Origin of the sequence: Clostridium beijerinckii HUN142 (assembly GCF_000621745.1) — a bacterium.
Lineage (GTDB): Bacteria > Bacillota > Clostridia > Clostridiales > Clostridiaceae > Clostridium > Clostridium beijerinckii_A.
Map to the genome: position 1 here is coordinate 86,785 of NZ_JHXK01000013.1, position 23,349 is coordinate 110,133.

Genomic DNA, 23,349 nt, shown 5'->3' on the forward strand with positions numbered 1-23,349 from the left:
TATAGTATTTTAATAATGATTAATGCCGCTTATTACATGTAATAAGCGGTGTTTTGTTTTGATTAAAAGTTTTTTAGAAAAAGTTCAAAAAATATGATACGAAAATTAAGTAAAATATAGAAAAAATATGTTATAATTACTGTATATTTGAAAAATTGGACAATATATGAGTCATAATAAATAGTAAATTACTTATTTAGTGGAAAGAAAGGGATGGTCATTTTTGCCTGGAAAAATAAAGAAGATGATTGATGAGATTATTCAACAAAGATCAAAAGGAAATCCTGCTATTACGGAAATGACTATAGCTAAATTAATCCTAAAGGGAATTAATCCAAATAAATTTGATATAGATTCTCCAGATGATATAACGATAATTAATAAACTTTTCGATATTGCTAGACAATTAAATGTAAAAAATTTAGATAATATTGAAAAAAATATAAAATCTTCATTCTCAACTAAAATAATGGAAGAGGATGCAGTAAAGGATATAAAAAGTCAATTAAATATTAATGATATAAAGTTAGTAATATTTTTTGTGGCTTCTAATTATAATCAACAAAAGATAAGTTTACTTATGCAAGAAGCATTTAAGGAGTGTATTGTTGTTGGGTGTTCTACAGCAGGAGAACTTGCAAGTGGAGAAATATTAGAGAATTCTATTGTTGCAATGGCTATTAACTCTAATATTATTTCTGATATAAAAGTTGAATTGGTTGAAAATATAAAGAAAAATTTAAACTTAGAACCTGCTTTTACTTCCTTTGAAGAATACTATAAAGAAAGTTTGTATAATATGAGCGCAGAAAAGTTTGTTGGTATAACATTAATAGATGGATTAAGTATGAAAGAGGAAAAAATAATGGACCTAATAGGTAATAGGACTAATGTGTTCTTTATCGGTGGTTCAGCTGGTGATAACAACGAATTTTTAGAGACATATGTTTCGGTTAATGGGCATACTTCTACAGATTCAGTAGCTTTAATTTTACTAAAGATAAGCGATGATGCTGAGTTTAGTTTTATAAAAACGCAAAGTTTCGAATCTTTGGATTATAGCTTCGTTGCAAATAAAGTCGACGAAGAAAAAAGGCAAGTGATTGAATTTAATAATAGACCCGCTGCGTTAGAATATGCAGATGCTGTGAAAGCTGACAATATTAAAGAAATTTCAAAATATTTTATGAGTAACCCATTAGGATTGATGATTGAGGAAAATGATTTCTTTATAAGATCACCGCAAAGAGCGATAGGGACAAGTATGATGTTTTATTGCAATATACTTGAAGGAATGGAAGTTAAACTTTTAAAAGCTACGAATATAATTGATGATACAAGAAGGTCAATTGAAAATAAAGTAAGTGAATTAGGAAAAATTGATGGTATTATAAATTTTCAATGTATACATAGAACACTGGAATTGAAAAAGAAAAGCTTGTCGGACGAATATGCTAAAATATTTAATGATATTCCTACTATAGGATTTTCTGCTTATGGAGAACAGTATATAGGTCATACAAATGATACATCTACAATGCTAATTTTTAATTTAAAGACAAGAAAATAGATTAAGAGAAACTAAATAGGAAATTTAAATATATAATCTTTCGTGGAATATTAAAATGTTTTTGAAACGAGGCTATAAGTAATGAAGAATTTAGAGAATTTTTTTTATAAAGCTAATATTCTTATTGTTCATGAGTACTTTGAAGATTCAAAGATACTAATAAAATTTCTTAATTATAGAGGATATATGAATGTAAAAAATGTAAAAAAAAGTGAATCGGTTATAAAATCAATAAAGGAAAATATACCTGATATAATATTAATAAATATAAATTTGGGAGATATCAATGGTTATGAATTATGTGAAATTATAAGAAAAGAGGAGGATTTAATAGAAATTCCAATTATTTTTATAAACACAGGTGAAGAAGCTATTGATCGAAATAAAATATATATTGTTGGAGGAAATGATTATTTAAGCACTCCGCTTGAATATGAGGAAGTTATAAATAGAATTGAGATGAATTTAAAAATTAAATTTATGGAACATAAGATAAAAATTCATAAGGACAATTACGAGACAACATATACTGAATTAAAGGATTGGAATAGGGTGCTATTAAAAAGAAATAGCGATTTAGTTAATGAAGTAATTGAAAAGGATAATCAATTGGAAGATATAACTTCTGAACTAAAGGAATTTAATATTATATTAGAAGAAGAAATGAACGAAAGAACGAGAACAGAAGAGGCACTAAAGGAAAGCGAGAGACATTTGAGGCATTCGATAGAAGAGGCGCCAGTACCTATAATGCTATATACGGAAGATGGGCTTGTAAAAAAGATTAATAGATCATGGAGTGATATTACTGGATATAAGATTGTAGATATTCCAACGATTTTGGAATGGGCAAATATTTCAGAGGCATTTAAGGAAGAATTGAGTAGTATAAATATAAACAAATTATTTAATTCTGAAAAAAGACAAAATAATGGTGAGTTTCCTATAAGAACATATGATGGAAGCATAAAAATTTGCAATTTTTATTCGGCATATATTGGTGAATTAGAGGATGGACATAGATTGTTCATGAAAGTAGCCGTAGATGTGACGGAAAAGAAGCATATGGAAGAATTGCAAAAGAGTGTTGAAGAAGAAAGAAAAAAGTTATATGAGATCAAGGAATATGATAGAATAAGAACAGAATTTTTTTCAAATATATCTCATGAATTAAGAACACCAATTAATGTAATTTTTTCAGCATTGCAAATGCATGAACTTATATTAAAAGATTGTTTATTGGAAAATAAAAGTATTGATAAATATAAATATACTAAAATAATGAAACAGAACTGCTATCGCATTTTAAGACTTGTAAATAATATTATAGATATAACAAAAATTGACTCAGGTTATTTTAATATCAATGAATATAATATTGATATTATTGCTCTTGTAGAGAATATAACTTTATCAGTAGCTGATTATATTCAGGACAAAGGCTTATCACTTATATTTGATACAAATGTGGAAGAGAAAATTATGGCCTGTGATCCAGAAAAGATTGAAAGAATTATTTTAAATATACTATCAAATGCTGTAAAATTTACTTCAAATGGTGGGAAAATAACTGTTAGTATTGAAGATTGTTATGAGAAAATTTGTATAAAAATCAAAGATACAGGAAGAGGTATTCCACAAGATAAATTAAATTCGATATTTGAAAGATTTATACAAGTAGACAAATCCCTTGCCAGAGATCATGAAGGAAGTGGCATCGGACTTTCTCTTGTAAAGTGCTTGGTTGAGCTGCACGGTGGAATGATATCCGTAAAGAGTGAAATAAACTATGGTACTGAATTTGATATCTGTATTCCATGTAAATTAGTAAAAAATGTAGAAGAAGAGTATTCGTTTTGTAACTCTATAGGTGGAGATTCTATTGAAAAAATTAATATAGAATTTTCAGATATATATAATTAAAATAATAAATTTAAATATAGATTGCTTATAAAATACTTCTTTTATAATAGAAGTATTTGTGGAAAAAAATTAAGATAATATAGTGAAAGCATATTTTTACTTACTTTTTTTAAGAGTTTTAAACAAATGTTGAATATGAACTTGATATTTGTTACTATATTAATGTATTTAATAGGTTAGAGATAATGAGGTTTCAAACAATTAATGGAGTCTTTATTTCTCTCTTTTTGCTTGTTATAGGCAGTTTAAAAATAAGAATTTAAAGTATTTGCCCCCAAAAGGAATGTTTCTAGAATGTGAGGAATAATTTGCGATTGCATATCTAAGTGTTCAAGTAATATAGTTTCCACACTGTATATGCTATATTATTTAGAAATATTGCCTTTTAATAATATATGGGCCTCTGTATTTATATAGCTTCATAAATACAGAGGCTTTTTAATTCTATTCTTTATGCTATAATTTAAGCAAAAGAAATAAAATACAATGTGGAGGAAAAGTGATGGGTAATAATAGAAATTTAATTAGGTATTTAAAGATATTATTAAGTTCATATTTAATTATAGGTCTAATTTTAGTTTTAAATAGTTCTATGGTTTTAGATTTAAGTCTTAATGCATTGACAATAACGGGAATATTTGTGATATGTACACTAGTATATGGCGTGCTAATCAGAAATAAAAAATATATAGTTACAGCAGCTGTAGTTGCATTAATATATATTGCTGCAATTATTGTATACAGTCCATTAATTAGTTATAATGCTCATAGAAATTTAATAGGAAATATAGAAGAAATGGATTTTTCTAGTCAAATAGAGTATATTGATATCAACCAATTGCCGACTATTGATAAAGAACTTGCATACAAGCTTGCTGATAAAAAACTAGGGGAAATTACGAGCCTTGGGAGTCAAGTAAGTGTCGGCCAATTAACATTACAAAGCGTAAATGGTCAACTGTGTTATGTTGGACCTCTTGAGCATTCGTCATTTCTTAAGTGGATGAGTAATAGAGAGGGGACAATAGGATATATTAAGGTAAGTGCTACAAATCAAAATGATGTAGAATTGGTTACGCAAATTGATGGAAAAGATATTAGGCTTAAATATTTAAATTCTGCATATTTTCTTAGTGACTTAAATAGAGCAACTTATTTTAGAGATATGAAAGCAGGGCACACAGATTATACTTTTGAATTAGATGATAGCGGCAGACCATATTGGGTAATTACAAGATATGATACTGGAGTTGGGATTACAGAAGAGAAGGCTACAGGGGCTTTAGTAATGGATGCTCAAACAGGTGAATCAACTATTTATAATATTGATAATTTGCCAGAGTGGGTAGACAGAATACAGCCTATGAAATACATTAATAGATATATTAACAAGTGGGGAGAATTAGTTCATGGTGTTCTGAATTTTACAGATAAAGATAAGCTTAAGACGACAACAGATGGTATGAATATTATATATAATAAGGGCGTATGTTATTATTATACAGGTATAACCTCAGTAGGAAGTGATGAATCACTTGTAGGATTTATGTTGACAAACACAAGAACGGGAGAAACTAAAATGTATAAAACTGCTGGTGCTACAGAAGACGCAAGCATGAGATCGGCTGAAGGAAAGGTACAGCAGTATGGGTACAAAGCCACTTTCCCATATTTAATAAACATACAAAATGAGCCGACATATTTCATGACATTAAAAGATTCTAATGGCTTAGTTAAGCAATATGCCATGGTAAATGTAAAAAATTATAACACTGTAGGTGTTGGGGATACTCTTCAAGCTACTCTAAATAAATATTTAGAGGGATTAACTAATACAAATATATCTCTCGAAAGCGGAAACCAAGAAGAAGTTATAAAAGGAGAAGTAGAGAGAATAGGCTTAGTTATTAAAGAAGGCACGAGTATTTATGATATTAAGTTGAAAAACAATGAAAATATTTTCTCTGTTTCAACGGAAACGTCTAGAGAAGTAGCATTAACGCAGGTTAATGATTCAGTAGAAATGAAATTTATTAAAGTTGGAGATAATAGATACATTATAACTAATTCATTTAATAATCTTTCATTGGGTGCTATCGGGAAACAGAAAAAGGAACAATAAGAAAAAAATTAAAATTAAGTATTGCAATTAAAAGGGAGCTATGATATACTAAGATAGTTCCCAAAAGGAATAAAAAATATATCAAAGATTTAATTATATTAAAATTTCTCCTTATGAGAAAGTATTATTTAACTAAGTCTTTAAATTTGGAGGAATTGAAAATGGAAGATAAAACATTAGTATGTAAAGATTGTGGAAAAGAATTTATATTCACAGTTGGAGAACAAGAATTCTACAAAGAAAAAGGATTTGAAAATGATCCTGTAAGATGTGGAGATTGTAGAAGAGCTAGAAAGCAACAAAATAACAGAAGATAGTTTCTGTTTGCAGAGATAAGCTATAAGATATTATTCTTATAGCTTTTTATTATATATTCATATAATTAATATTTTGATGTATAGGATATCAGTAATTGAGAATATACACTAATTTATGTGGTCGTTTTGGACTCCTTCTCTTTTAACTGAATGTCTTTTTCTGTTTGGATTGTGATTCATATTCTCTTGAGTTATAGGAGTCTGATTGTTGCATTTTTCCATTCTAGCATGTTTGTTATCAGGCTGACTATCTTTTGGCATAATAAAAACCTCCCTTAAACAATAAATTTACATACTAATTTTTTGCTAAGCGGCACAATATTATTCGCTAGTTATAGAAAAAATAATAGTAATAATTAGTTGTATTATTAATTAAATAGAAAAGAAATAAACCTGCTAAATAATATAGGCATAATTAATATATTATTTAGCAGGTTTATTCAAATTTATTTTCAGTATATAAATTATTTTATAATAGCAAATGTAAATAAAAGTTTTTAATTAAGGTTCAAATTTAAAAAGCTTGTAGCTTCTACTTCACTAATATTTTTTATAACTGAAACTTCTTCAACTAGAAATTTATAAGCAGTATTAAATAATTGTTTTTCACTTGAACTAAGTGATTTTTTCTTATTCATAAGAATTAGATCATAAACTACTTCTGCACTATCTTTAAGTAATCCAGATTTAATTTTTTTAGAATTAATTTGATATCTTTCTTTAGATGACACAAGTTCGAATTCACTACACTTGTTTTCAAGAGTGAATAATATATGATCTAAGGTAGAGTTATCAGAAACTTTTCGTAAACTTGAGCCAGATGCTTTATCACTTGGAATCATAATTTCTAAATTATTTGACATGATCTTTACTATTATGTATTCCTTAGTATTACCTGAAAAAATCTTATTTTCTATTCTTTCAACAGTGCCTATGCCTTGCATTGGATAAACAACTTTATCTCCTATCAAAAACAAAAAACACACCTCCTTAAATGGTTATATTATAATTATAACACATTATGAAAAAAAATAAAACTTAAATATATCATATCTAATATTTCATGTCAATAATATTTTGGGTTTTTTGGAATGTAATATAATAATTCCTTGATAACTATATTACATTAAAATTTATATGACAATTAAGTGTAAAAAATACATATTTAAAGAAAATGTGATAAGTAAAAACAATACAAAAAATAGAATATATGTAAAAAATGTAAAAAATTATAGAAATATAAGCAAAACAACAGCTTGATAATAAATAATATGTGATGTAAAATTAAGGAAATGATTACAGAAAAGAGGGGGTTGCTGGCGTGGGGGTGCATAATAAAAAAGTTATAAAAAGTGAAAGAAAGATAAAACGAAAAAATAAGAATTTACTTGCTGACAAGATTTTAGCTTATAATCCTGTATTGTTGGAAGGGATTGAAGTATATAAAGATGCAAGTAGGAACTTTATGCTTTTAATATTTCTTGGAGCTTTGTTAATCGATTTTCCAATAATATCAGTACCTTGTTGTATATTATCCATGTTTTTTATTATTAGAATGTTGCAGTTTATAAAATATAAAAGCATAAATAATATAGTAAATGAAATAGCGAAGGACCTATCTTTTAAAGGGATATATAATAAAGGTAAAGTAGACGATATGTTAAATGATTTTAAAGTTAAATATGGAGAGAATATTGTTGAATATAATCAATTGGCAAGTATGTTGGATAAGTATGAAGCGTTAGTAACAAATATTGAATTTGCTTTAAGGAATATAACTTTCCACGATAAAACAAAAGCAGATAGCAAAGAAAAACTTACGATAGATAATAATGAAATTACTTTCTTTGAAAATGATAGCGATATGAATTGTGAAATATACAGTGGAAACCAATACAAAGGTAAGATAACAAATAACTATTATAAAAGTTTAAATGATAAATTTTCTGTGCTTTATAAAAATGGGGATGGAGAGATTAAGAAAGTTAATAAAGCAATTGAATTTTTTGATGATAAAGATACTGAAACGAGCAATGAAAATGCCGTTGTTCTAAAAAATGTTAATAAAGAAAATAAAAATCTTACAGTATATTTGTATAAAAAGTCATCATCACTACAAAAAAATGTGCTGTAATGTGCTGCCTTCATCATGAGGTAAACTTCTACTGGCTGTAATATATGATTTGGTGCTACAGTTAATAGGAGTTGTCTTTTTTTTTATTTTGTAATAAAATCTAATAGGTATAGTAATGTGTATTTATTAAAATTAATTATAAGTATAATTAAATTAGATTACTTATGGAGGAAAAAATGCAAGATATAATGATAATAGGCATAGCTGGAGGAAGTGGATCAGGTAAAACTACGTTGGCCCAAAATATAAGGGAAGCCTTTAGTGATGATATAGTAATTCTTTGCCATGATTACTATTATAAGGCGAATGAAGGGATTCCTTTGGAAGAAAGAAGAAAACTTAACTACGATCATCCAAATTCTTTCGATACAGATCTATTAATAGAGCAGCTTAGACAATTAAAAGAGGGGAATACGATATATCATCCGGTATATTCTTTCGTTGAACATACAAGATTAAACGAAACAGTTGAAGTTAAGCCGGCTAAAGTTGTAATAGTTGAAGGCATATTAATATTTGAAAATGAGGAGCTTTGTGACCTAATGGATATTAAGGTTTTTGTAGATACAGCTGGTGATGTTAGAATAATAAGAAGATTGCTAAGAGATGTAAAGGAAAGAGGAAGAGATTTAGATTCTGTAATTAATCAATATTTAAGTACAGTGAAGCCTATGCATGAGGAATTTGTTGATCCGAGCAAGAGAAGGGCAGACATAATAATTCCCGAGGGTGGCTGTAATGCAGTTGCTTTAAGCATGCTCTTAGAAAGAGTAAGGAATTTTATATATAAAGAATAATGATACATAATTTTTAAGTAATATAAAATAAAGAGTGTCTTTTTAAATTTAGATAAATTTAAAAAGACACTTATTAGTTGCTACTAAAATACATATTGATCTTAGATAGTAATCATTTTCGAGAGTTAATTAGGTAGAAATTATATAGTATAGAGATTAATAGGAAACTCCTCATAGATTATGTTTACTAGTGTTTATAGCATTGAGTGACCTAGTGGTTTTTTATTTTCTATATAACAGTGTAAACGCAAATGGTAGAAAAGAGATGTGTTTAAGATATTTGGAAAAATCAAAATAAAATGTTAATATAGACAGGTAAGCAGTATTTTGTAAAAAGGAGAAGATACCGATGAAAAAAGTAGATGCAGTAATATTTGATATGGATGGTGTATTAATAGATTCAGAAAGAATATCTCTTAAATGTTATCAAGAAGTTTTAAAGGATTATGAATATGAAATAGATGAAAAAATTTATGTTAAATTCATAGGAAGAAATGTAGATGGGATAAAAGAGGTATTACAAAGAGAATTTGGAAAGGATTTTCCTTTCGATGAGATATATAAGAAAAAATCTAAATTAACATTGGAATTTACTGATAAAAATGGCGTTAAGATTAAGCCGGGAGTTCATGAATTATTAGATTACCTAAATAATGAAAATTATAAAATTGCAGTAGCTACTTCAACAAGAAGACAAAGAGCGCTTGAATTATTAGAAAGAGCAAAAATAAAGGAAAAAGTTAATTATATAGTTTGCGGAGATCAAGTTGAAAATTCTAAACCTGATCCGGAAATATTTTTAAGAGCAGCAGAAGGGCTAAATGTTAAACCTCATAACTGCATAGTTGTTGAAGATTCGGATGCGGGAATAACAGCAGCTCACGCAGCGAATATGACTGGGGTTCATGTTCCAGATATGAAGATATTAGATGATAAAACGAAGAAGTTAGCGTTTAAAATATGTAAGGAATTGTCTGAAGTTAAAAGTGTTTTAGAAGAAATCAAGGGAAATTAAATTTTTATTAAGGCAAGAAAGGAGAAAACTAAAATTATGGGTAAAGAGTTAATATGCTCTTATTGGGGAGTTAATTTAGAAAGTAAAGTGATAAGGCAATCTAGTACAACTCTAGCGGTTTTGATGCCAGGAATTGGCTATACATTAGATAGGCCTCTTTTAGATTATTCGAAGAAATTAGCTTTAGAGTTAGGTTATGATGTTCTTTCTATAGAATATGGTTTTCAAATTGCAAGAAAAAATTTAATTATCGAAAAAGAATTTCAGCATTTAATAAAAGAATCTATATGCATCTTTAAATCAGCTTTAAGCAGCAATTATAACAAGATAGTTTTTATATCTAAAAGTATAGGAACAATGATACATACGTTGCTTTGTAATGAGATTAGTGGGTATGAAATTAAACATATTTACTTAACTCCTATAGATGACACGTTGGAAGTTGGAATAAAGGAGAATTCACTAGTAATAAGCGGAACAAATGATCCTTTAATAAATATAAAAACTATTGAAGAAATAAAAAAGATTAATGGTGTAGAGATGATTGAAATAGAGGGGGCAGATCATTCGCTAAATATAAGTAATGATATACTAAGTAGTATAGATGTTATTTATGAAGTGATTGAAGCGGAAAAGAAATATTTAATATAACAAAAAACATTTAAAGAAATGTATTCTTTAAATGTTTTTTTGTTTTTGCTCAATTTTCTCACATTCGTTGGAAGAGTCAGATGAGTGAAAAAATCTACACATATGAAAAGAGTGCGAAGCACAATACGGAACTTAACTACAATCGGCTAAGATTTTTTATGGATCTTATTGATAAATCATCTTAGGTTGAATAACCTTAGGATCATATCCACTATCTTTTAGGGCTTTAATAATTGCTTCTTTGTGATCATGCCCGAAGGTTTCCATTGTAATATCAAGCTCAACCGCACTATTACGGTTAATACTTACAAATTGATTGTGATCAAGTTTGATTATATTACCATGAGCTTCTGCAATTACTTTAGATACATTTGTTAATTCGCCAGGTTTATCTGGAAGTAAAACAGAAACTGTGCAAATACGTTCCCTTTCTATTAAACCATGTTGCACTAAAGATGCAAAAGTGATTACGTCCATGTTACCGCCACTTATAATCGATACAATTTTTTTGTCCTTTACATCTAAGTGCTTTAATGCCGCTACAGTTAGTAAACCTGAGTTTTCAGCAAGCATCTTATGATTTTCAAGCATATCTAGGAATGCTCCTATAAGTTCGTGATCCTCGATAGTTATGATATCGTCGAGATTTTTCTGTATATATGGAAAAATCTTAGAACCAGGGGTTTTAACGGCAGTACCATCAGCTATTGTATCTACTGAAGGAAGAGTAGTTACATCTCCATTCTTTAAAGAAACTTGCATGCAGTTTGCGCCAGCAGGCTCTACCCCTATAACTCTTATATTAGGGTTTAGAAGTTTTGCAAGTGTAGAAACACCTGTAGCAAGTCCGCCGCCACCTATTGGAACTAAGATTATATCAACAGTTGGCAATTCTTTTATGATTTCCATTGCTATTGAGCCCTGACCAGTTGCTACATCTAAGTCATCAAAGGGATGAATAAAAGTATAACATTCTTCTTCAGCAAGTTTTAAAGCGTAATTGCAAGCCTCATCGTAAACATCTCCATGTAAAATAACTTCTGCGCCATAGGCTTTAGTACGATTGACTTTCATTAGTGGAGTAGTAGTCGGCATAACAATTATAGCTTTTGTATTATAGGCTTTTGCAGCGTAGGCGACCCCTTGAGCATGGTTGCCTGCAGAAGCTGTTACAAGACCTTTATTTCTATCTTCTTCTGAAAGTGTGCTGATTTTATAGTATGCCCCTCTTATTTTATACGCGCCTGTTTTTTGCATATTTTCAGGCTTAAAGTAGACTTTATTTCCTGTAATATCTGAATAATAATCACTAAACACTAATTTAGTTTTTAAAATTACTCTTTGTACAATTTCGTATGCTTCTTCGAATTTATCTAGTGTCATCATTTTTTATATATCCCCTTTATATGTATATTGCTTTTAGCTAATAGTTTTATGATAACATGTTAGCATTTTATGTCAAGTAAGAGTTTTTAAGACAATAAACTTTGTGAAATGAAATTAAAAAATGCTTTTAAAGATAAAGGAGAACGAAAAAATAACAAGTTAATATAATGCTGTAATATCATAATAAAATAAATACCATTTATCAAAAAGATAAAATTATTAGTGTTTAAGATATTGATAGCATTTTTAACTTGTTATTTTGAGCATTTTAGATAGTAACAAAATAAAGAATACTAACTAAAAAAGAATTGTATAAAGGACTTTTATTGTTAATGCCCTTTATGCTTTTCGAGCTTTTTCTTTTTTCTTAACTCAAACTTTCTTTGTTCCTCTTGCTCCTTTTGTTCTTTTGAGTTTTGTTTGCGTATTATTTTGTTCTGTTCATGCTGCAATTGCATAGCTATTTGAGCTTTAGTTCCTATGCCTTTAGCATTAACTTCTTTCCTAATACTTCTTTGAAGCCTTTTAGGATTATGCTTTTCCTTCACCGATTTAAATTCATCAGACAATATTGGCGAACTAAAGTTTAAATGATAAAGTTTTTTTTGTATAAGTTCATAAGTTTCCTCGTCTTTTGGTTCTGCGCCAAAGGTAACTTTACATACCTTATATTCGCCATTTTCAAAACTTTCAAAGACACCAATCCAGAATGGATCATCAAAAAGAACTGTTAATTTAATTATTGTTATCATAATTAAATCCTCCTGTATGATATAAATTTACAGAGAATGGACAACCCCAGGAGGGCAGGTTACTGCTATATAAAATTTATTTGGTTTTTATATAGGTTCTGACTACCAACAGAAACTGTGTTTTAGTATATAATTCTTGTATTAAATTATAGATTATATACTCCTCTGTACATTTATTATATCGCCTTCTATAAAAAATAACAATTTTTACAAGAATCAATAAATGAAAAAATTAAAGAAAAAAAGACTAGAAGCTTATTTTTGTTTCTAATCTTTTTACGATATTGTACTATCATAGCGTTAAATTTCCAATTTTTTAAATATATAATAACTACATAATTAATTGTTGAAAAGTTTTGAATATACGGTATTTAAAAAATCATCATTACTCACATCCTTAAAAAAATTTCTCGTATCAACAACTTTATTTTCAGATACTAAGACAAAATGATTATTTTTGTTGTCTAAATATACTATAATATTTTTAGGTAAATTGGTATTAATCTTGACTAAGTTATGCCCAGCTTTGATTGACGAATTTAACAATCTATTTTCTAGAAATTTTATAACTAATGGATATTTACTTTGTAGAAGTGTGTAAGACAAATATTTATCTTTACTACCATAGGAATATTCAGTTTTTGCAGCTAATATACTTTGGTTATAGTCAATATTCGGTGATTTATCTATAATTTCGTTACCAATAAAATCACTTATTTTTAAATTCAAATCAGAATAAGTTGAGTTGTAATTTTTATCATTATTTGTATTTGATAATATTCTACCTGTAGTAAGATGTAGTAGCAAAAAAGCAAAGACAAATATGCATGCTATGTTTATTGTTATGCGAGTATTTCTAGAATATTTTTTTTTCTTAATAAATTCTTTAAGAAAAAAAATAATTATAATAAAAGTAATTACTGTTATAAAAAGTGGGAGAATAGAATTTTCTTTGTCCAAATTATCTGAAATTAAAAATAATGGTATTGAAAATATTGCTAATAAAGATAAAGTACTTATTAATATATTTTTTATTCTTAATACTCTATAAGTATTATAGGGTGTAAATCCATATTTTTTTAATCTCCATTTTGCTCTTATTGACCAAACGATTAAATTAATAAGTTTAATTATATTAGTAGATATAAAAAGAGTTCCTATAAATGCTATGAATATGGAGAAATTTGATGAAAGGAAATATTCTGTGCTATATGTGGTTTGTGAATATACATTGAAGATAAGCATGATAGTTATAAATAATTCACTAAGTCTGCCACGTAATGAAGATTTAAAAACTTGCTCGAACTTTTCTGTTTCATTAGTGTGTATTGGCACAATCTCAGTATTTTCTTTTGAACAGAATACTTGGATTTCGTTTGCTTGACATATAAAATCCCAGCCAGCAGCACTACAATATTCTCTGTATTCTAAAAGTTCACTATATTTTTGGGAATCATAATAAGAAAATTTACTAATAACATCTACAGAGTATTTTATTTTTTGTGGTTCGATTTTTTTAAATCTAAAAAATGGACCTTTAATTTTAGTTAATAACCAGCCTTTTTTGGCCATGATTTCAAGGTATTCCTCTACGGCAGTATATTCATAATGTGAGTAAATTAAAAAAGTTATTTTTGTATCATTAAATATCATTATTTTTCCTCCATATATAAAGATCCATCTTTAATCAAGGTATTAAGTCTCGCATATTCATCAAGCAATATTTGCTTACCTTTTTCAGTTATTATATAACTACGTTTTCTACCTTTTACTTCAGTTTCTCTTATGATGGTTTCTTTTTCGAATTTTCCAAGAAGGGTGTATAGGGTACCTGGGCCTACTCTTATACGTCCTTTTGATATTTCTGAAACTGCATCCATAATATCTACCCCGCATCTTTCAATGAGCAAAGCTATTAATATATAATACATTGGCTCAGTCAGATTTTGAAATTGTTCTCGTGCCATTTATTATCACCTCTTTAATATCGAGTATCGATATCTATAGTTTTATATTAATATCGATACTCGATATTGTCAATGATATTTTACACGTATTATCCATATGTTCAATAATATTACAAAGATGAAAAAACTTAAAGTAAAATATAAAAATAGGGAACTCACAAAGAAGCTCCCTACTGTAATATAAAAATAAAGCTATGTGTAATTAGTGGTAGTTGTGAATTAAAATGTGCTAAATAATTTTAGTTGTCCAATCTTCGCAATTCCAAGTTTCTGTTATTATATCTCTATAAAATTCAGGTTCATGCGAAACTAACAGAATTGTTCCTTTATATTCTTTAAGCGCTCTTTTTAACTCATCCTTTGCGTCAACATCTAAGTGATTAGTAGGTTCGTCAAGTATTAATATATTAGTTTCATTATTTATAATTTTACAAAGTCTAACTTTTGCAGCCTCACCACCAGATAGAACTCTTATTTGTGATTCTAATTGCTTAGTTGTAAGTCCGCATTTAGCAAGAGCAGCTCTTATTTGGTATTGAGTATATCCAGGGAATTCCTGCCATAATTCATCTATACAAGTATTGCTATTATTGCCTCTATCTTCTTGTTCGAAATAACCTATGTATTGATAATCTCCTAAATGAACTTCTCCACTTATTGGTTTTATTATACCAAGTAAACTTTTTAGAAGAGTTGATTTACCAAGTCCGTTAGCTCCAACTAATGCTATTTTTTGTCCTCTTTCCATATATAAATTTAATGGTTTTGTAAGAGGAGAGTCATAACCTATAACTAAATCTTTAGTTTCGAAAATAACTTTGCCTGAAGCTCTAGCAGATTTGAAGTTGAATTCTGGCTTTGGTTTTTCTTTTGAAAGTTCAATTATATCCATCTTATCTAGCTTCTTTTGTCTAGACTTAGCCATATTTGCGGTAGCAACATTAGCTTTATTTCTTGCTACGAAATCTTCAAGTCTTGCGATTTCTTTTTGTTGTTTTTCGTAAGCAGCTTCAAGCTTCTTTTTGTTCTCTTCATATATTCTTTGGAATTCATCGTAATTTCCTACGTATCTTGTAAGTCTTCGTTCTTCAACGTGATAAATTAAGTTAACTACTGAATTTATAAATGGAACATCATGGGATATTAATATAAACGCATTCTCATATGATTGAAGATATCTTTTAAGCCATTCGATATGTTCTTCATCCAAGTAGTTTGTAGGCTCATCTAAAAGTAAAATATCAGGAGATTGTAATAATAGTTTTCCTAGAAGAATTTTTGTTCTTTGTCCACCAGATAAATCATCAACGTCTTTGTCTAACCCTAGGTCTAAAAGCCCAAGACCTTTTGCAACTTCTTCAACTTTTGGATCAATAACATAAAATCCGTTATGATCAAGCATGTCTTGAATTACAGCAGTTCTTTCTAGCATTTTATTTAACTCATCCTCAGTACAATCGCCCATCTTTTCATATAAAGAATTCATTTCTGCTTCTAAATCAAAAAGATATTTAAAAGCATCTCTTAAGGCATCTCTTATACTTTGACCTTTCATTAATGCTGCATGCTGATCCATGTAACCAACTCTAACATTATTAGACCAAATAACATTCCCTTCATCAGGCATTAGCTTACCAGTTACTATATTCATAAATGTAGATTTACCTTCTCCATTAGCACCAATAAGACCAACATGTTCACCCTTTAATAATCTAAATGAAACATCTTCAAAAATAGCTCTATCTCCAAATCCGTGATTCATATTTTTAACAGTAAGTATGCTCATCAATTACCTCCAAAAAACTTATAAAATTTGCAACTAAGTGAAAAGACTCCTAAAGTAAGAGAAAAATAATAAGCTTATAATCACTTTTTGTAGTTGCGTATCCTTAATAGTTTAAAGGATAAAAAGCCAGTATGTCAAAGTAAATTTGCGAAAATTTTTGTATATTAAAAATATAAATGAGAAGCACATTAAAACTGTAATGATATATTCTTAAATTAGGATTTTGAGTATTGTTAAATAAATTTGATTAAAATATCATGTTTGTTGATAAAAAAACTATAGGGGGTGACTCTGTGTGTTATCAACGGGTGGCATATAATTAAGTATAAGTTGATAAACATGGACGTACTTGAGGAGGTTAGAACTAATATATTTTGGCATCTAATATTACAATATTAGATGCGTTATTAATAAATGCACCTGTCATTTGCTATTTTAGAAAATACTATAAATTATGGTTGATTATTTACATAACATGTTATAATTTTAGTAATAAAATTCGTATATCAATAATTTAAGTGATGCTGATAATTGTTTAGAAAGTTTGTTTAATACAACTTTAAATTTAATATTATTAAAGATACGAGAGAGTTTATATTGATAAAATTAAGATAAGATATGCTAGAGACATAATTAGATATTTAACCAGTTTATATAAGGGGGAGCAAGATGGAAAATTTGGTTACCGATAGATTAATATTGAGAACACGGAAAGAGGAGGATTACAAAGATTTATATGAATATGCTAAAAGTAAATTGGTAGGTCCTAACGCTGGTTGGATGCCACATAAAAATGAGGATGAGAGTAAAAGAATAATAAAAATGTTTATTAAAAATAATGAAACATATGCTATTGTTTTAAAATCAGAAAATAAAGTTATTGGCAGCATAGGTCTTCATGATAGAAAACCTGATGATAATTTTTTGAAACTAAATCAAAAAGAAGTAGGTTATGTTCTCAATCCTATATACTGGGGGAAAGAAATAGTTCCTGAAGCGGTAAAATCATTAGTTGACTACGGATTTAATGAATTAAATCTAGATTTGATTTGGTGCGCGCATTTTGATTTTAATAATAACTCAAAAAGAGTGATTGAAAAATGTGGATTCAAATATAAATTTCAGAAGTCTGAAAATTTAAAACTTCTAAATAATAAAGAAGTAACTACATTATATTATTGTATTTTTAGAACTGAGTATAAAAAGTAACTTAAATATATCCTAAAATAAGATTAATTTACATAGTTTTGTTTACAATCGAAGGTCTAAAGAGTTTTTGCAAAAAAAATTTATTAATGAATAGACATCTTTCGAAAAATCGAAGAAAAGGTGCTGAATTAAGCTAATGGATAAAAATTATCTGTTAGCTTAATTTTTGCGTTTGTATAAAGATTGTTTTTGTCTGTAAGTAATTAAAAATTTTAACTTAGCCAAACTTTTATAATAATATTCCTATTTTGGGGCAAACTTTTAGTATAAAAAAATTTTTTGTTATTGGTATTATAAGTTGCTTAAATTATTATATGAAAGGAGACATTATGATGTTAGATTTGACTAAGGAAATAAAGGAAAGAGCAGAAAAAATGGGTTATGAAATGAAAGGGTTAGCAGAAGACATGGGGAATGAAATGAGAAGCATGGGGGAATTAGTAAAGTCAAAAGCAGAAAAGTTGAGTAATGAAATAAAGAATAGAATGATAAGATAAAATATAAAGAAGATAGCGATTACATTAACAGTGTGATTGCTATCTTCTTTATATTTATTTAAAAGTAACATAAAAAAGTAGAAATCATATTATATAGTGGACATGGTTATAGGGTAAGTAGACTACCTCGATCTATTAATTTCCCTTTTCTTAGTGCAATGGGTAAGATATCATATTTAAAAAGAAATTTTTTTATTTTATCTCCCCACATGTAACTATCTAAATCACCAAAGAAAGCCATCTTATTATTAGAGATCATACCGCCGACCCCGCCTATAAAACCATAATTTAGTGAAGGTAGTAGTATATCTCCAGGAGGAAGCAGAAGGATATCAAAATCATAATTTTTAAGAGAACTAAAAATTCCTTTATCACTTGTTATTAAGGCTTTTTCTCTAACAGGGAGAATGGAACATTTAGTATAACCTTGAGGAACATTAATGTGTATTTTTGAATTTTGAGAACTCAATAGATTTTCGTCGCTATATTTTAAAGTATGTATAAAATAATTTTCTGAAATTAAAGAATTTAAAATAATATCGTTTGGATATGTATTGGACAATGTGTTTTTTGAAACAATATAATTTATGTCGTTTAATTTAAGAATTTCTTTGAATTTTTCAGGAATATTTCTTTGAATAATTATCTTATTAAATGAATTATTTTTTAGTACATTCAATTGGATATCGGGATGGCCATTTATGGCATCATAAACATCATTACATTTGGGTATTAATATTGGTTTAAGGTCTAGTTTTGAAAGGGTAAGTAATTCTTCTTTAGTAATTCTATAATCGACAAAACAGTGCATATAATTCTCCTTATAAGAATGTGTAACTGATATTTAAAAGTAAAACTATCAGTATTAAAATTATTATTTTAAATTATATTTTGCACTTTAAAAGATACTATGTCAATTAAGTAACTACTAAATGTATAAAAAATCAATATTATATCAACTAAAAATATATCATATGAATCTTGCATATCCTCAAATTTTTAATACATACTAATATTAAGAAGGGAGTGAAATCCATGCTTATTTTAAAATTAGCTTATAGTGAAGACTTGACTTTTTCCCACGACTTGCAAGAGCTAAAAGAGCTACTAAAGAAGAAGGAGATTTTAATTGGATTTGTTGAAAGCATAGAAGGAGAAACTCATATAATTAAGGTAATTTGTGAAGAAAATTGTTATAATGAAAAAGTAAAAGAGATTATTAACTTATATGTTAGTAATATTTTATATAGAATAGTTATTGATAATTACAGAAAAAAGGAAATGTTTGAATTTATAACAGATAATTATTTTTTCTTAAAGCAATCCGAAATATTAGAGGTTGAAGATCAAATAGTAAAAGTGTTAAAGTATGAGGAAGTAAATGCAAATGAGGATACTATATTTTGTTTAAATAAAATTAATTCTATGGTAGAAAAAATTAGAGACTGCATAAGTGAAAAACAAGAGATTAATATAGATGGATTTATAACTTTTAGGATGAGAAAATTAAGAGAGGATATAGAAAAAATTATAGATAAAGTAGTAGAAAGATATATGGTAGAAAAAGAATATAAGGAATTTATAAAATTGTTAAAATACTTTGTAGAAATACAAGAGTGTAAAATAGAAGAAATAAATATAATAATAGAAGATAATAATTATATGGTAAGGGATAAGCAAGGCAAGGATTTATATTACGATTTTTTTAGTGAAATTGCGACTGATCAGAATAAAGCCGATTTAAATATGGAAGATATATTAATTAGTGGGCTAATAACAAGTGCTCCTGAAAATGTAAATATATATGGAAAAGAAAATTGTACTAATAAAGAATTTTTAGATACTATTCAAAATGTATTTGGAGATAAGGTTCATTTTTATGAATCGAATAATGATTATAAAACCAATGAAATAATAGCAAAAAAATATTGACATGGATTAACAAGAATGATATACTCATACATGTTAAGAAGAAACAGCCGTTTCTCACCCTGCAGTGTTAAATCTACTAGTATGGGTTTATGTAATGTCTATACATTGAGTATTGATAATTTGGGACGGCAGTTATGCCGTCTTTTTATTATGTATATAGTTTTTCGGAGGTGAAAAATATTAATAAAGATTTTTCTATGAATGAAGAAATTAGAGAAAAAGAGATTAGACTAATAGGGAGTAACGGGGAACCGTTAGGTGTTGTCCCAACTATCGAAGCAAAAAAACTTGCTGAAGAAAAAGATATGGATTTAGTTATGATGTCTCCTACTGCGAAACCACCAGTTTGTAGGATTATGGACTATGGTAAGTATGTATATGAGCAATCTAAAAAAGAAAAAGATGCTAAGAAAAAGCAAAAAATCGTATCTATTAAAGAAGTAAGATGTAGTCTAACTATTGAGGAACATGACATTGATATAAAGGCAAAAAATGCCAGGAAGTTCCTATTAGAAGGAGATAAAGTTAAAATCACTGTACGATTTAGAGGTAGAGAAATGGAACTTGCCCATATGGGACAAAAGATTCTTGATAACTTTGCAGCTAAATTAGAAGATGTCTGCCTAGTAGAAAAAAGACCTAAAAGAGAAGGCAGAAATATGACAATGGTTTTAGGGCCTAAAAAGGCATAACTTGAGAGGAGGATTTTAATCATGCCAAAAATGAAGACTCATAGAGGAGCAGCAAAAAGATTCAGAAAGACAGGTACAGGAAAACTTAAAAGAGGTAAGGCATTTAGAAGCCATATCTTAACAAAGAAGAGTTCAAAGACTAAGAGACATCTTAGAAAAGCTGGATATGTTTCAGATTCACAATTAAAAGTAATGAAGAAATTATTACCATACCTATAATATAGGGTAATGCAGGAGGTTTAAGTAATGGCAAGAGTAAAGAGAGCGAAGAATTCTCGTAAAAATCATAAAAAAGTTTTAAAACTTGCAAAAGGATACTACGGTGGAAAAAGTAAGTTATTTAAAACTGCTAATGAATCAGTAATAAGAGCATTAAGAAATTCTTATGTTGGAAGAAAGAACAAGAAGAGAGATTACAGAAGTTTATGGATAGCTAGAATTAACGCAGCTACAAGAATTAACAATTTATCATATTCTAAATTCATGAATGGAATTAAATTAGCTGGAATAGACATCAACAGAAAGATGTTATCTGAAATAGCTATAAATGATCCAAAGGCATTTACTGAATTAGTAGAAGTTGCTAAGAAACAATTAAATGCTTAGTACATAAAATGCGGCTTATGCCGCATTTTATTTTTATATTTAAATATAAATTATGATTAAAAAAGATCAGAGATATCTGCTGTTTTTTTAGAAGTTTGATTATGTGTAGAATTTCTTAGTTATTAATGGAATAATTAGATTTTGGGCATGTTAAAAATATATTGCTAAATAATAATCTTATTACTTTTCCATAATCCTATAGTTTTGAGGTGTAAAACTTTGATATATATAGAAAGTAAAGAAAATAATTTATTTAAGAATACGAAAAAGCTTAAAGAAAGAAAAAATAGAGTTAAGACTAATAAGTATATAATTGAAGGGTTTAGATTAGTTCAAGAGGCATTTAAAGCAAAAGTTGATGTAGATTATCTAATTGTGACTGAAGATGCAGAGGATAAGGTGAATGAATTTTTAGGTGAATATATAAATGATAAAATTAAGATTTATAAAATTTCTAATAATTTATTTAAAGAACTTATTTCTACAGAAAATCCTCAAGGAATACTTGCGGTTATAAAAATGAATGCAATGGATTTAAAGTCAAATGGAGACTTTTATTTACTTTGTGATAAATTACAGGATCCGGGAAATTTAGGTACTATAATAAGAACTGCACATGCAGCTGGAGTACAAGGGATTATATTAACTAAAGGAACTGTGGATATATATAATGAAAAGACAATTAGATCTACAATGGGATCTATATTTTATATTCCGATTCATTATGATGATGAAAATCTCTCTTTAGTAAAAGAATTAAAGGGTAAAGGTTTTGATTTGGTAGTGACATCATTAGATACAGATAAAAATTTCTTTGAAGCGGATCTAAGTGGAAAAGTTCTTTTGACTGTTGGAAATGAGGGTAATGGAGTAAGTACGGAAGTATTGGAGATAGCGGATACTAAAGTTAAGATACCAATGCCGGGTAATGCAGAGTCTTTAAATGTAGCTGTAGCTTCATCTGTTATTATGTATGAAAAAGTAAGACAAAATCAATTGTAATAATCATATTAAAATAGGTAAGTATGTTGATAGGTTTCTAGGAAAATTTAAAACTATATAAGAATGAAAATAGTTTTAAATATTTCTAGAAATCTATATTAATATGAACCTATTTTAAAATATATATATGAATGTATGAAAATATTTATCTATATAAATAGTAAAATATATAAATATTTATAGGAAACATCTGCTATTCAGAGTTTTTAGAGTTAAAATACAAATAATCATAAGAAGACAAAATATTTAATTTGATTTGGAAGGATGCCTATAAATATGTCATATTAGAAAAGGAATGGATTTATATATAAATTTTGAAAATGGTATTGATATTTTGTGTATTTATTTGTATAATTAGTTGTATTAATTGAACATAAAAAAACTGTGAATGAGAGAGTAGATATTAGAAAAGTTTTAAGGGAGAGAAGGTCGTAGACTGCAAGCCTTCTTAAATAATATAATATTGAAGTTCGCTCAGGAGTTCTAGCTGTGAAATTTATAGTAGTAGCTAGCGGCAAAAGAAGTCGTTAATTAAATTGAGTTGGGTACTTTTTTAGTTCCAATTAGGGTGGTAACGCGGATAATTCGTCCCTTTTTATGAGGTGGCGTTTTTTTTATGCAAAAAATCTTTTCGATTGCCAATAAATGATTTTGGAAGAAATGTTTATAATATAAAGTGAAACTTGGTTTGAAAGGAAGTTTTTAGGTACCCCTTGATGGGAAGTCTCACTCCGAAGGTTAGTTGAACTTATGCAATCAAGGGACACAACAATATCTAGGGCGGTGCCGCTATTGTCTTCCGATTTAATAGAAGATGAGAGTGTTACAGTGGCTAGGCATTAGATAAAATAAAACTTTATAAGTAGCTTTATCTTATGGATCATTGTAAATTGTGGATTGAGCATTGTGAATTGATATTTAGGCACAATCAAAAAAATAATAGATCAGTGTGCTAGAAGTTTCATGTCATACTACGTTAGTAAATTCTACT

The 23,349-nt window shown here is 27.9% G+C and carries 23 protein-coding genes and 1 other annotated feature; of the genes, 15 read left to right on the forward strand and 8 right to left on the reverse strand.

Going from position 1 to position 23,349, the window contains the following annotated elements; genetic code table 11:
• Positions 1-223: 223 nt before the first annotated feature.
• The 4 genes from T483_RS0108165 to T483_RS0108180 all read left to right on the forward strand — a co-directional run bounded on the left by T483_RS0108165 (position 224) and on the right by T483_RS0108180 (position 5,932).
• The gene (locus T483_RS0108165; RefSeq protein WP_026886412.1) at positions 224-1,570 is read left to right on the forward strand and encodes an FIST signal transduction protein; all 1,347 of its coding nucleotides are present in this window, start codon (positions 224-226) and stop codon (positions 1,568-1,570) included.
• 81 nt (positions 1,571-1,651) lie between these two features.
• A complete protein-coding gene (locus T483_RS0108170) occupies positions 1,652-3,493 on the forward strand; it encodes an ATP-binding protein (RefSeq protein WP_026886413.1) in 1,842 nt (613 codons plus the stop codon).
• Between the two features lie 502 nt (positions 3,494-3,995).
• The gene (locus T483_RS0108175) at positions 3,996-5,615 is read left to right on the forward strand and encodes a hypothetical protein (protein WP_026886414.1); all 1,620 of its coding nucleotides are present in this window, start codon (positions 3,996-3,998) and stop codon (positions 5,613-5,615) included.
• Positions 5,616-5,776: 161 nt separating this feature from the next.
• The gene (locus T483_RS0108180; protein WP_026886415.1) at positions 5,777-5,932 is read left to right on the forward strand and encodes a zinc-ribbon domain-containing protein; all 156 of its coding nucleotides are present in this window, start codon (positions 5,777-5,779) and stop codon (positions 5,930-5,932) included.
• A 108-nt stretch (positions 5,933-6,040) separates the two neighbouring features.
• Here T483_RS0108180 and T483_RS31555 read toward each other — a convergent pair whose 3' ends face one another.
• Both T483_RS31555 and T483_RS0108190 read right to left on the reverse strand, forming a co-directional pair.
• Entirely contained in the window at positions 6,041-6,193 is a 153-nt protein-coding gene (locus T483_RS31555) for a hypothetical protein (RefSeq protein ID WP_196244857.1), read from the reverse strand.
• A gap of 236 nt (positions 6,194-6,429) precedes the next feature.
• The gene (locus T483_RS0108190) at positions 6,430-6,909 is read right to left on the reverse strand and encodes a CarD family transcriptional regulator (RefSeq protein ID WP_026886416.1); all 480 of its coding nucleotides are present in this window, start codon (positions 6,907-6,909) and stop codon (positions 6,430-6,432) included.
• Between the two features lie 344 nt (positions 6,910-7,253).
• Here T483_RS0108190 and T483_RS0108195 point away from each other — a divergent pair, with 344 nt between their 5' ends.
• The 4 genes from T483_RS0108195 to T483_RS0108210 all read left to right on the forward strand — a co-directional run bounded on the left by T483_RS0108195 (position 7,254) and on the right by T483_RS0108210 (position 10,529).
• Complete coding sequence (locus tag T483_RS0108195) at positions 7,254-8,066, forward strand: hypothetical protein (protein ID WP_026886417.1); 813 nt, start codon at positions 7,254-7,256, stop codon at positions 8,064-8,066.
• A 176-nt stretch (positions 8,067-8,242) separates the two neighbouring features.
• Positions 8,243-8,863 (forward strand): uridine kinase, encoded by a 621-nt coding sequence (gene udk, locus T483_RS0108200; RefSeq protein ID WP_026886418.1) that lies wholly within the window; start codon positions 8,243-8,245, stop codon positions 8,861-8,863.
• Between the two features lie 349 nt (positions 8,864-9,212).
• On the forward strand, positions 9,213-9,878 hold the full coding sequence (locus tag T483_RS0108205) for an HAD family hydrolase (RefSeq protein WP_026886419.1): 666 nt from the start codon (positions 9,213-9,215) through the stop codon (positions 9,876-9,878).
• A gap of 36 nt (positions 9,879-9,914) precedes the next feature.
• A complete protein-coding gene (locus tag T483_RS0108210; RefSeq protein WP_026886420.1) occupies positions 9,915-10,529 on the forward strand; it encodes an alpha/beta fold hydrolase in 615 nt (204 codons plus the stop codon).
• A 165-nt stretch (positions 10,530-10,694) separates the two neighbouring features.
• On the opposite strand, the gene ilvA is transcribed toward T483_RS0108210, so the two are convergent.
• The 5 genes from ilvA to T483_RS0108235 all read right to left on the reverse strand — a co-directional run bounded on the left by ilvA (position 10,695) and on the right by T483_RS0108235 (position 16,420).
• On the reverse strand, positions 10,695-11,915 hold the full coding sequence (gene ilvA / locus T483_RS0108215; RefSeq protein ID WP_026886421.1) for a threonine ammonia-lyase: 1,221 nt from the start codon (positions 11,913-11,915) through the stop codon (positions 10,695-10,697).
• A 329-nt stretch (positions 11,916-12,244) separates the two neighbouring features.
• The gene (locus T483_RS0108220; RefSeq protein WP_026886422.1) at positions 12,245-12,667 is read right to left on the reverse strand and encodes a YjdF family protein; all 423 of its coding nucleotides are present in this window, start codon (positions 12,665-12,667) and stop codon (positions 12,245-12,247) included.
• A gap of 339 nt (positions 12,668-13,006) precedes the next feature.
• Positions 13,007-14,320: a DUF2812 domain-containing protein gene (locus tag T483_RS0108225; protein ID WP_026886423.1), complete on the reverse strand. Its 1,314-nt coding sequence runs from the start codon at positions 14,318-14,320 to the stop codon at positions 13,007-13,009.
• The gene (locus T483_RS28845) at positions 14,320-14,634 is read right to left on the reverse strand and encodes a PadR family transcriptional regulator (RefSeq protein ID WP_035790072.1); all 315 of its coding nucleotides are present in this window, start codon (positions 14,632-14,634) and stop codon (positions 14,320-14,322) included. Before T483_RS28845 ends, T483_RS0108225 begins: the two co-directional genes overlap by 1 nt.
• Before the next feature lie 229 nt (positions 14,635-14,863).
• Positions 14,864-16,420, reverse strand: a complete 1,557-nt coding sequence (locus T483_RS0108235; RefSeq protein ID WP_026886424.1) for an ABC-F family ATP-binding cassette domain-containing protein — start codon at positions 16,418-16,420, stop codon at positions 14,864-14,866.
• A gap of 669 nt (positions 16,421-17,089) precedes the next feature.
• On the opposite strand from T483_RS0108235, the gene T483_RS0108240 reads away from it, so the two are divergent.
• Together T483_RS0108240 and T483_RS28850 are read left to right on the forward strand one after the other, a co-directional pair.
• Positions 17,090-17,629 carry a GNAT family N-acetyltransferase gene (locus T483_RS0108240; RefSeq protein WP_026886425.1) on the forward strand — a complete coding sequence of 180 codons (540 nt, stop codon included), beginning with the start codon at positions 17,090-17,092 and terminating at the stop codon, positions 17,627-17,629.
• Positions 17,630-17,958: 329 nt separating this feature from the next.
• Entirely contained in the window at positions 17,959-18,126 is a 168-nt protein-coding gene (locus T483_RS28850) for a hypothetical protein (protein WP_242841824.1), read from the forward strand.
• A 106-nt stretch (positions 18,127-18,232) separates the two neighbouring features.
• Here the strand turns inward: T483_RS28850 and T483_RS0108250 are convergent, their stop codons facing one another.
• Positions 18,233-18,937 (reverse strand): DUF6873 family GME fold protein, encoded by a 705-nt coding sequence (locus T483_RS0108250; protein ID WP_026886426.1) that lies wholly within the window; start codon positions 18,935-18,937, stop codon positions 18,233-18,235.
• Positions 18,938-19,161: 224 nt separating this feature from the next.
• Here T483_RS0108250 and ytxC point away from each other — a divergent pair, with 224 nt between their 5' ends.
• The 5 genes from ytxC (at position 19,162) to T483_RS0108275 (ending at position 22,358) form a co-directional block, all read left to right on the forward strand.
• On the forward strand, positions 19,162-20,058 hold the full coding sequence (gene ytxC, locus T483_RS0108255; RefSeq protein ID WP_026886427.1) for a putative sporulation protein YtxC: 897 nt from the start codon (positions 19,162-19,164) through the stop codon (positions 20,056-20,058).
• Positions 20,059-20,192: 134 nt separating this feature from the next.
• The gene (gene infC, locus T483_RS0108260; RefSeq protein WP_431603146.1) at positions 20,193-20,750 is read left to right on the forward strand and encodes a translation initiation factor IF-3; all 558 of its coding nucleotides are present in this window, start codon (positions 20,193-20,195) and stop codon (positions 20,748-20,750) included.
• A gap of 21 nt (positions 20,751-20,771) precedes the next feature.
• Positions 20,772-20,969 (forward strand): 50S ribosomal protein L35, encoded by a 198-nt coding sequence (gene rpmI / locus T483_RS0108265; protein ID WP_011968896.1) that lies wholly within the window; start codon positions 20,772-20,774, stop codon positions 20,967-20,969.
• Positions 20,970-20,996: 27 nt separating this feature from the next.
• Complete coding sequence (rplT, locus tag T483_RS0108270) at positions 20,997-21,356, forward strand: 50S ribosomal protein L20 (RefSeq protein ID WP_026886429.1); 360 nt, start codon at positions 20,997-20,999, stop codon at positions 21,354-21,356.
• A 219-nt stretch (positions 21,357-21,575) separates the two neighbouring features.
• On the forward strand, positions 21,576-22,358 hold the full coding sequence (locus T483_RS0108275) for a TrmH family RNA methyltransferase (RefSeq protein ID WP_026886430.1): 783 nt from the start codon (positions 21,576-21,578) through the stop codon (positions 22,356-22,358).
• A gap of 375 nt (positions 22,359-22,733) precedes the next feature.
• Positions 22,734-22,954 (forward strand) — a binding site (T-box leader).
• Positions 22,955-23,349 lie beyond the last annotated feature (395 nt).

Excerpts from the sequence above, each read along its gene's own strand:
- T483_RS0108170 (WP_026886413.1), top strand. The coding sequence starts at position 1,652 with ATGAAGAATTTAGAGAATTTTTTTTATAAAGCTAATATTCTTATTGTT.
- T483_RS0108175 (WP_026886414.1), top strand. The coding sequence starts at position 3,996 with ATGGGTAATAATAGAAATTTAATTAGGTATTTAAAGATATTATTAAGT.
- T483_RS0108180 (WP_026886415.1), top strand. The coding sequence starts at position 5,777 with ATGGAAGATAAAACATTAGTATGTAAAGATTGTGGAAAAGAATTTATA.
- T483_RS31555 (WP_196244857.1), bottom strand. The coding sequence starts at position 6,193 with ATGCCAAAAGATAGTCAGCCTGATAACAAACATGCTAGAATGGAAAAA.
- udk (WP_026886418.1), top strand. The coding sequence starts at position 8,243 with ATGCAAGATATAATGATAATAGGCATAGCTGGAGGAAGTGGATCAGGT.
- T483_RS0108205 (WP_026886419.1), top strand. The coding sequence starts at position 9,213 with ATGAAAAAAGTAGATGCAGTAATATTTGATATGGATGGTGTATTAATA.
- T483_RS0108210 (WP_026886420.1), top strand. The coding sequence starts at position 9,915 with ATGGGTAAAGAGTTAATATGCTCTTATTGGGGAGTTAATTTAGAAAGT.
- ilvA (WP_026886421.1), bottom strand. The coding sequence starts at position 11,915 with ATGATGACACTAGATAAATTCGAAGAAGCATACGAAATTGTACAAAGA.
- T483_RS0108220 (WP_026886422.1), bottom strand. The coding sequence starts at position 12,667 with ATGATAACAATAATTAAATTAACAGTTCTTTTTGATGATCCATTCTGG.
- T483_RS0108225 (WP_026886423.1), bottom strand. The coding sequence starts at position 14,320 with ATGATATTTAATGATACAAAAATAACTTTTTTAATTTACTCACATTAT.
- T483_RS28845 (WP_035790072.1), bottom strand. The coding sequence starts at position 14,634 with ATGGCACGAGAACAATTTCAAAATCTGACTGAGCCAATGTATTATATA.
- T483_RS0108235 (WP_026886424.1), bottom strand. The coding sequence starts at position 16,420 with ATGAGCATACTTACTGTTAAAAATATGAATCACGGATTTGGAGATAGA.
- T483_RS0108240 (WP_026886425.1), top strand. The coding sequence starts at position 17,090 with ATGGAAAATTTGGTTACCGATAGATTAATATTGAGAACACGGAAAGAG.
- T483_RS28850 (WP_242841824.1), top strand. The coding sequence starts at position 17,959 with ATGATGTTAGATTTGACTAAGGAAATAAAGGAAAGAGCAGAAAAAATG.
- T483_RS0108250 (WP_026886426.1), bottom strand. The coding sequence starts at position 18,937 with ATGCACTGTTTTGTCGATTATAGAATTACTAAAGAAGAATTACTTACC.
- ytxC (WP_026886427.1), top strand. The coding sequence starts at position 19,162 with ATGCTTATTTTAAAATTAGCTTATAGTGAAGACTTGACTTTTTCCCAC.
- infC (WP_431603146.1), top strand. The coding sequence starts at position 20,193 with ATGCCGTCTTTTTATTATGTATATAGTTTTTCGGAGGTGAAAAATATT.
- rpmI (WP_011968896.1), top strand. The coding sequence starts at position 20,772 with ATGCCAAAAATGAAGACTCATAGAGGAGCAGCAAAAAGATTCAGAAAG.
- rplT (WP_026886429.1), top strand. The coding sequence starts at position 20,997 with ATGGCAAGAGTAAAGAGAGCGAAGAATTCTCGTAAAAATCATAAAAAA.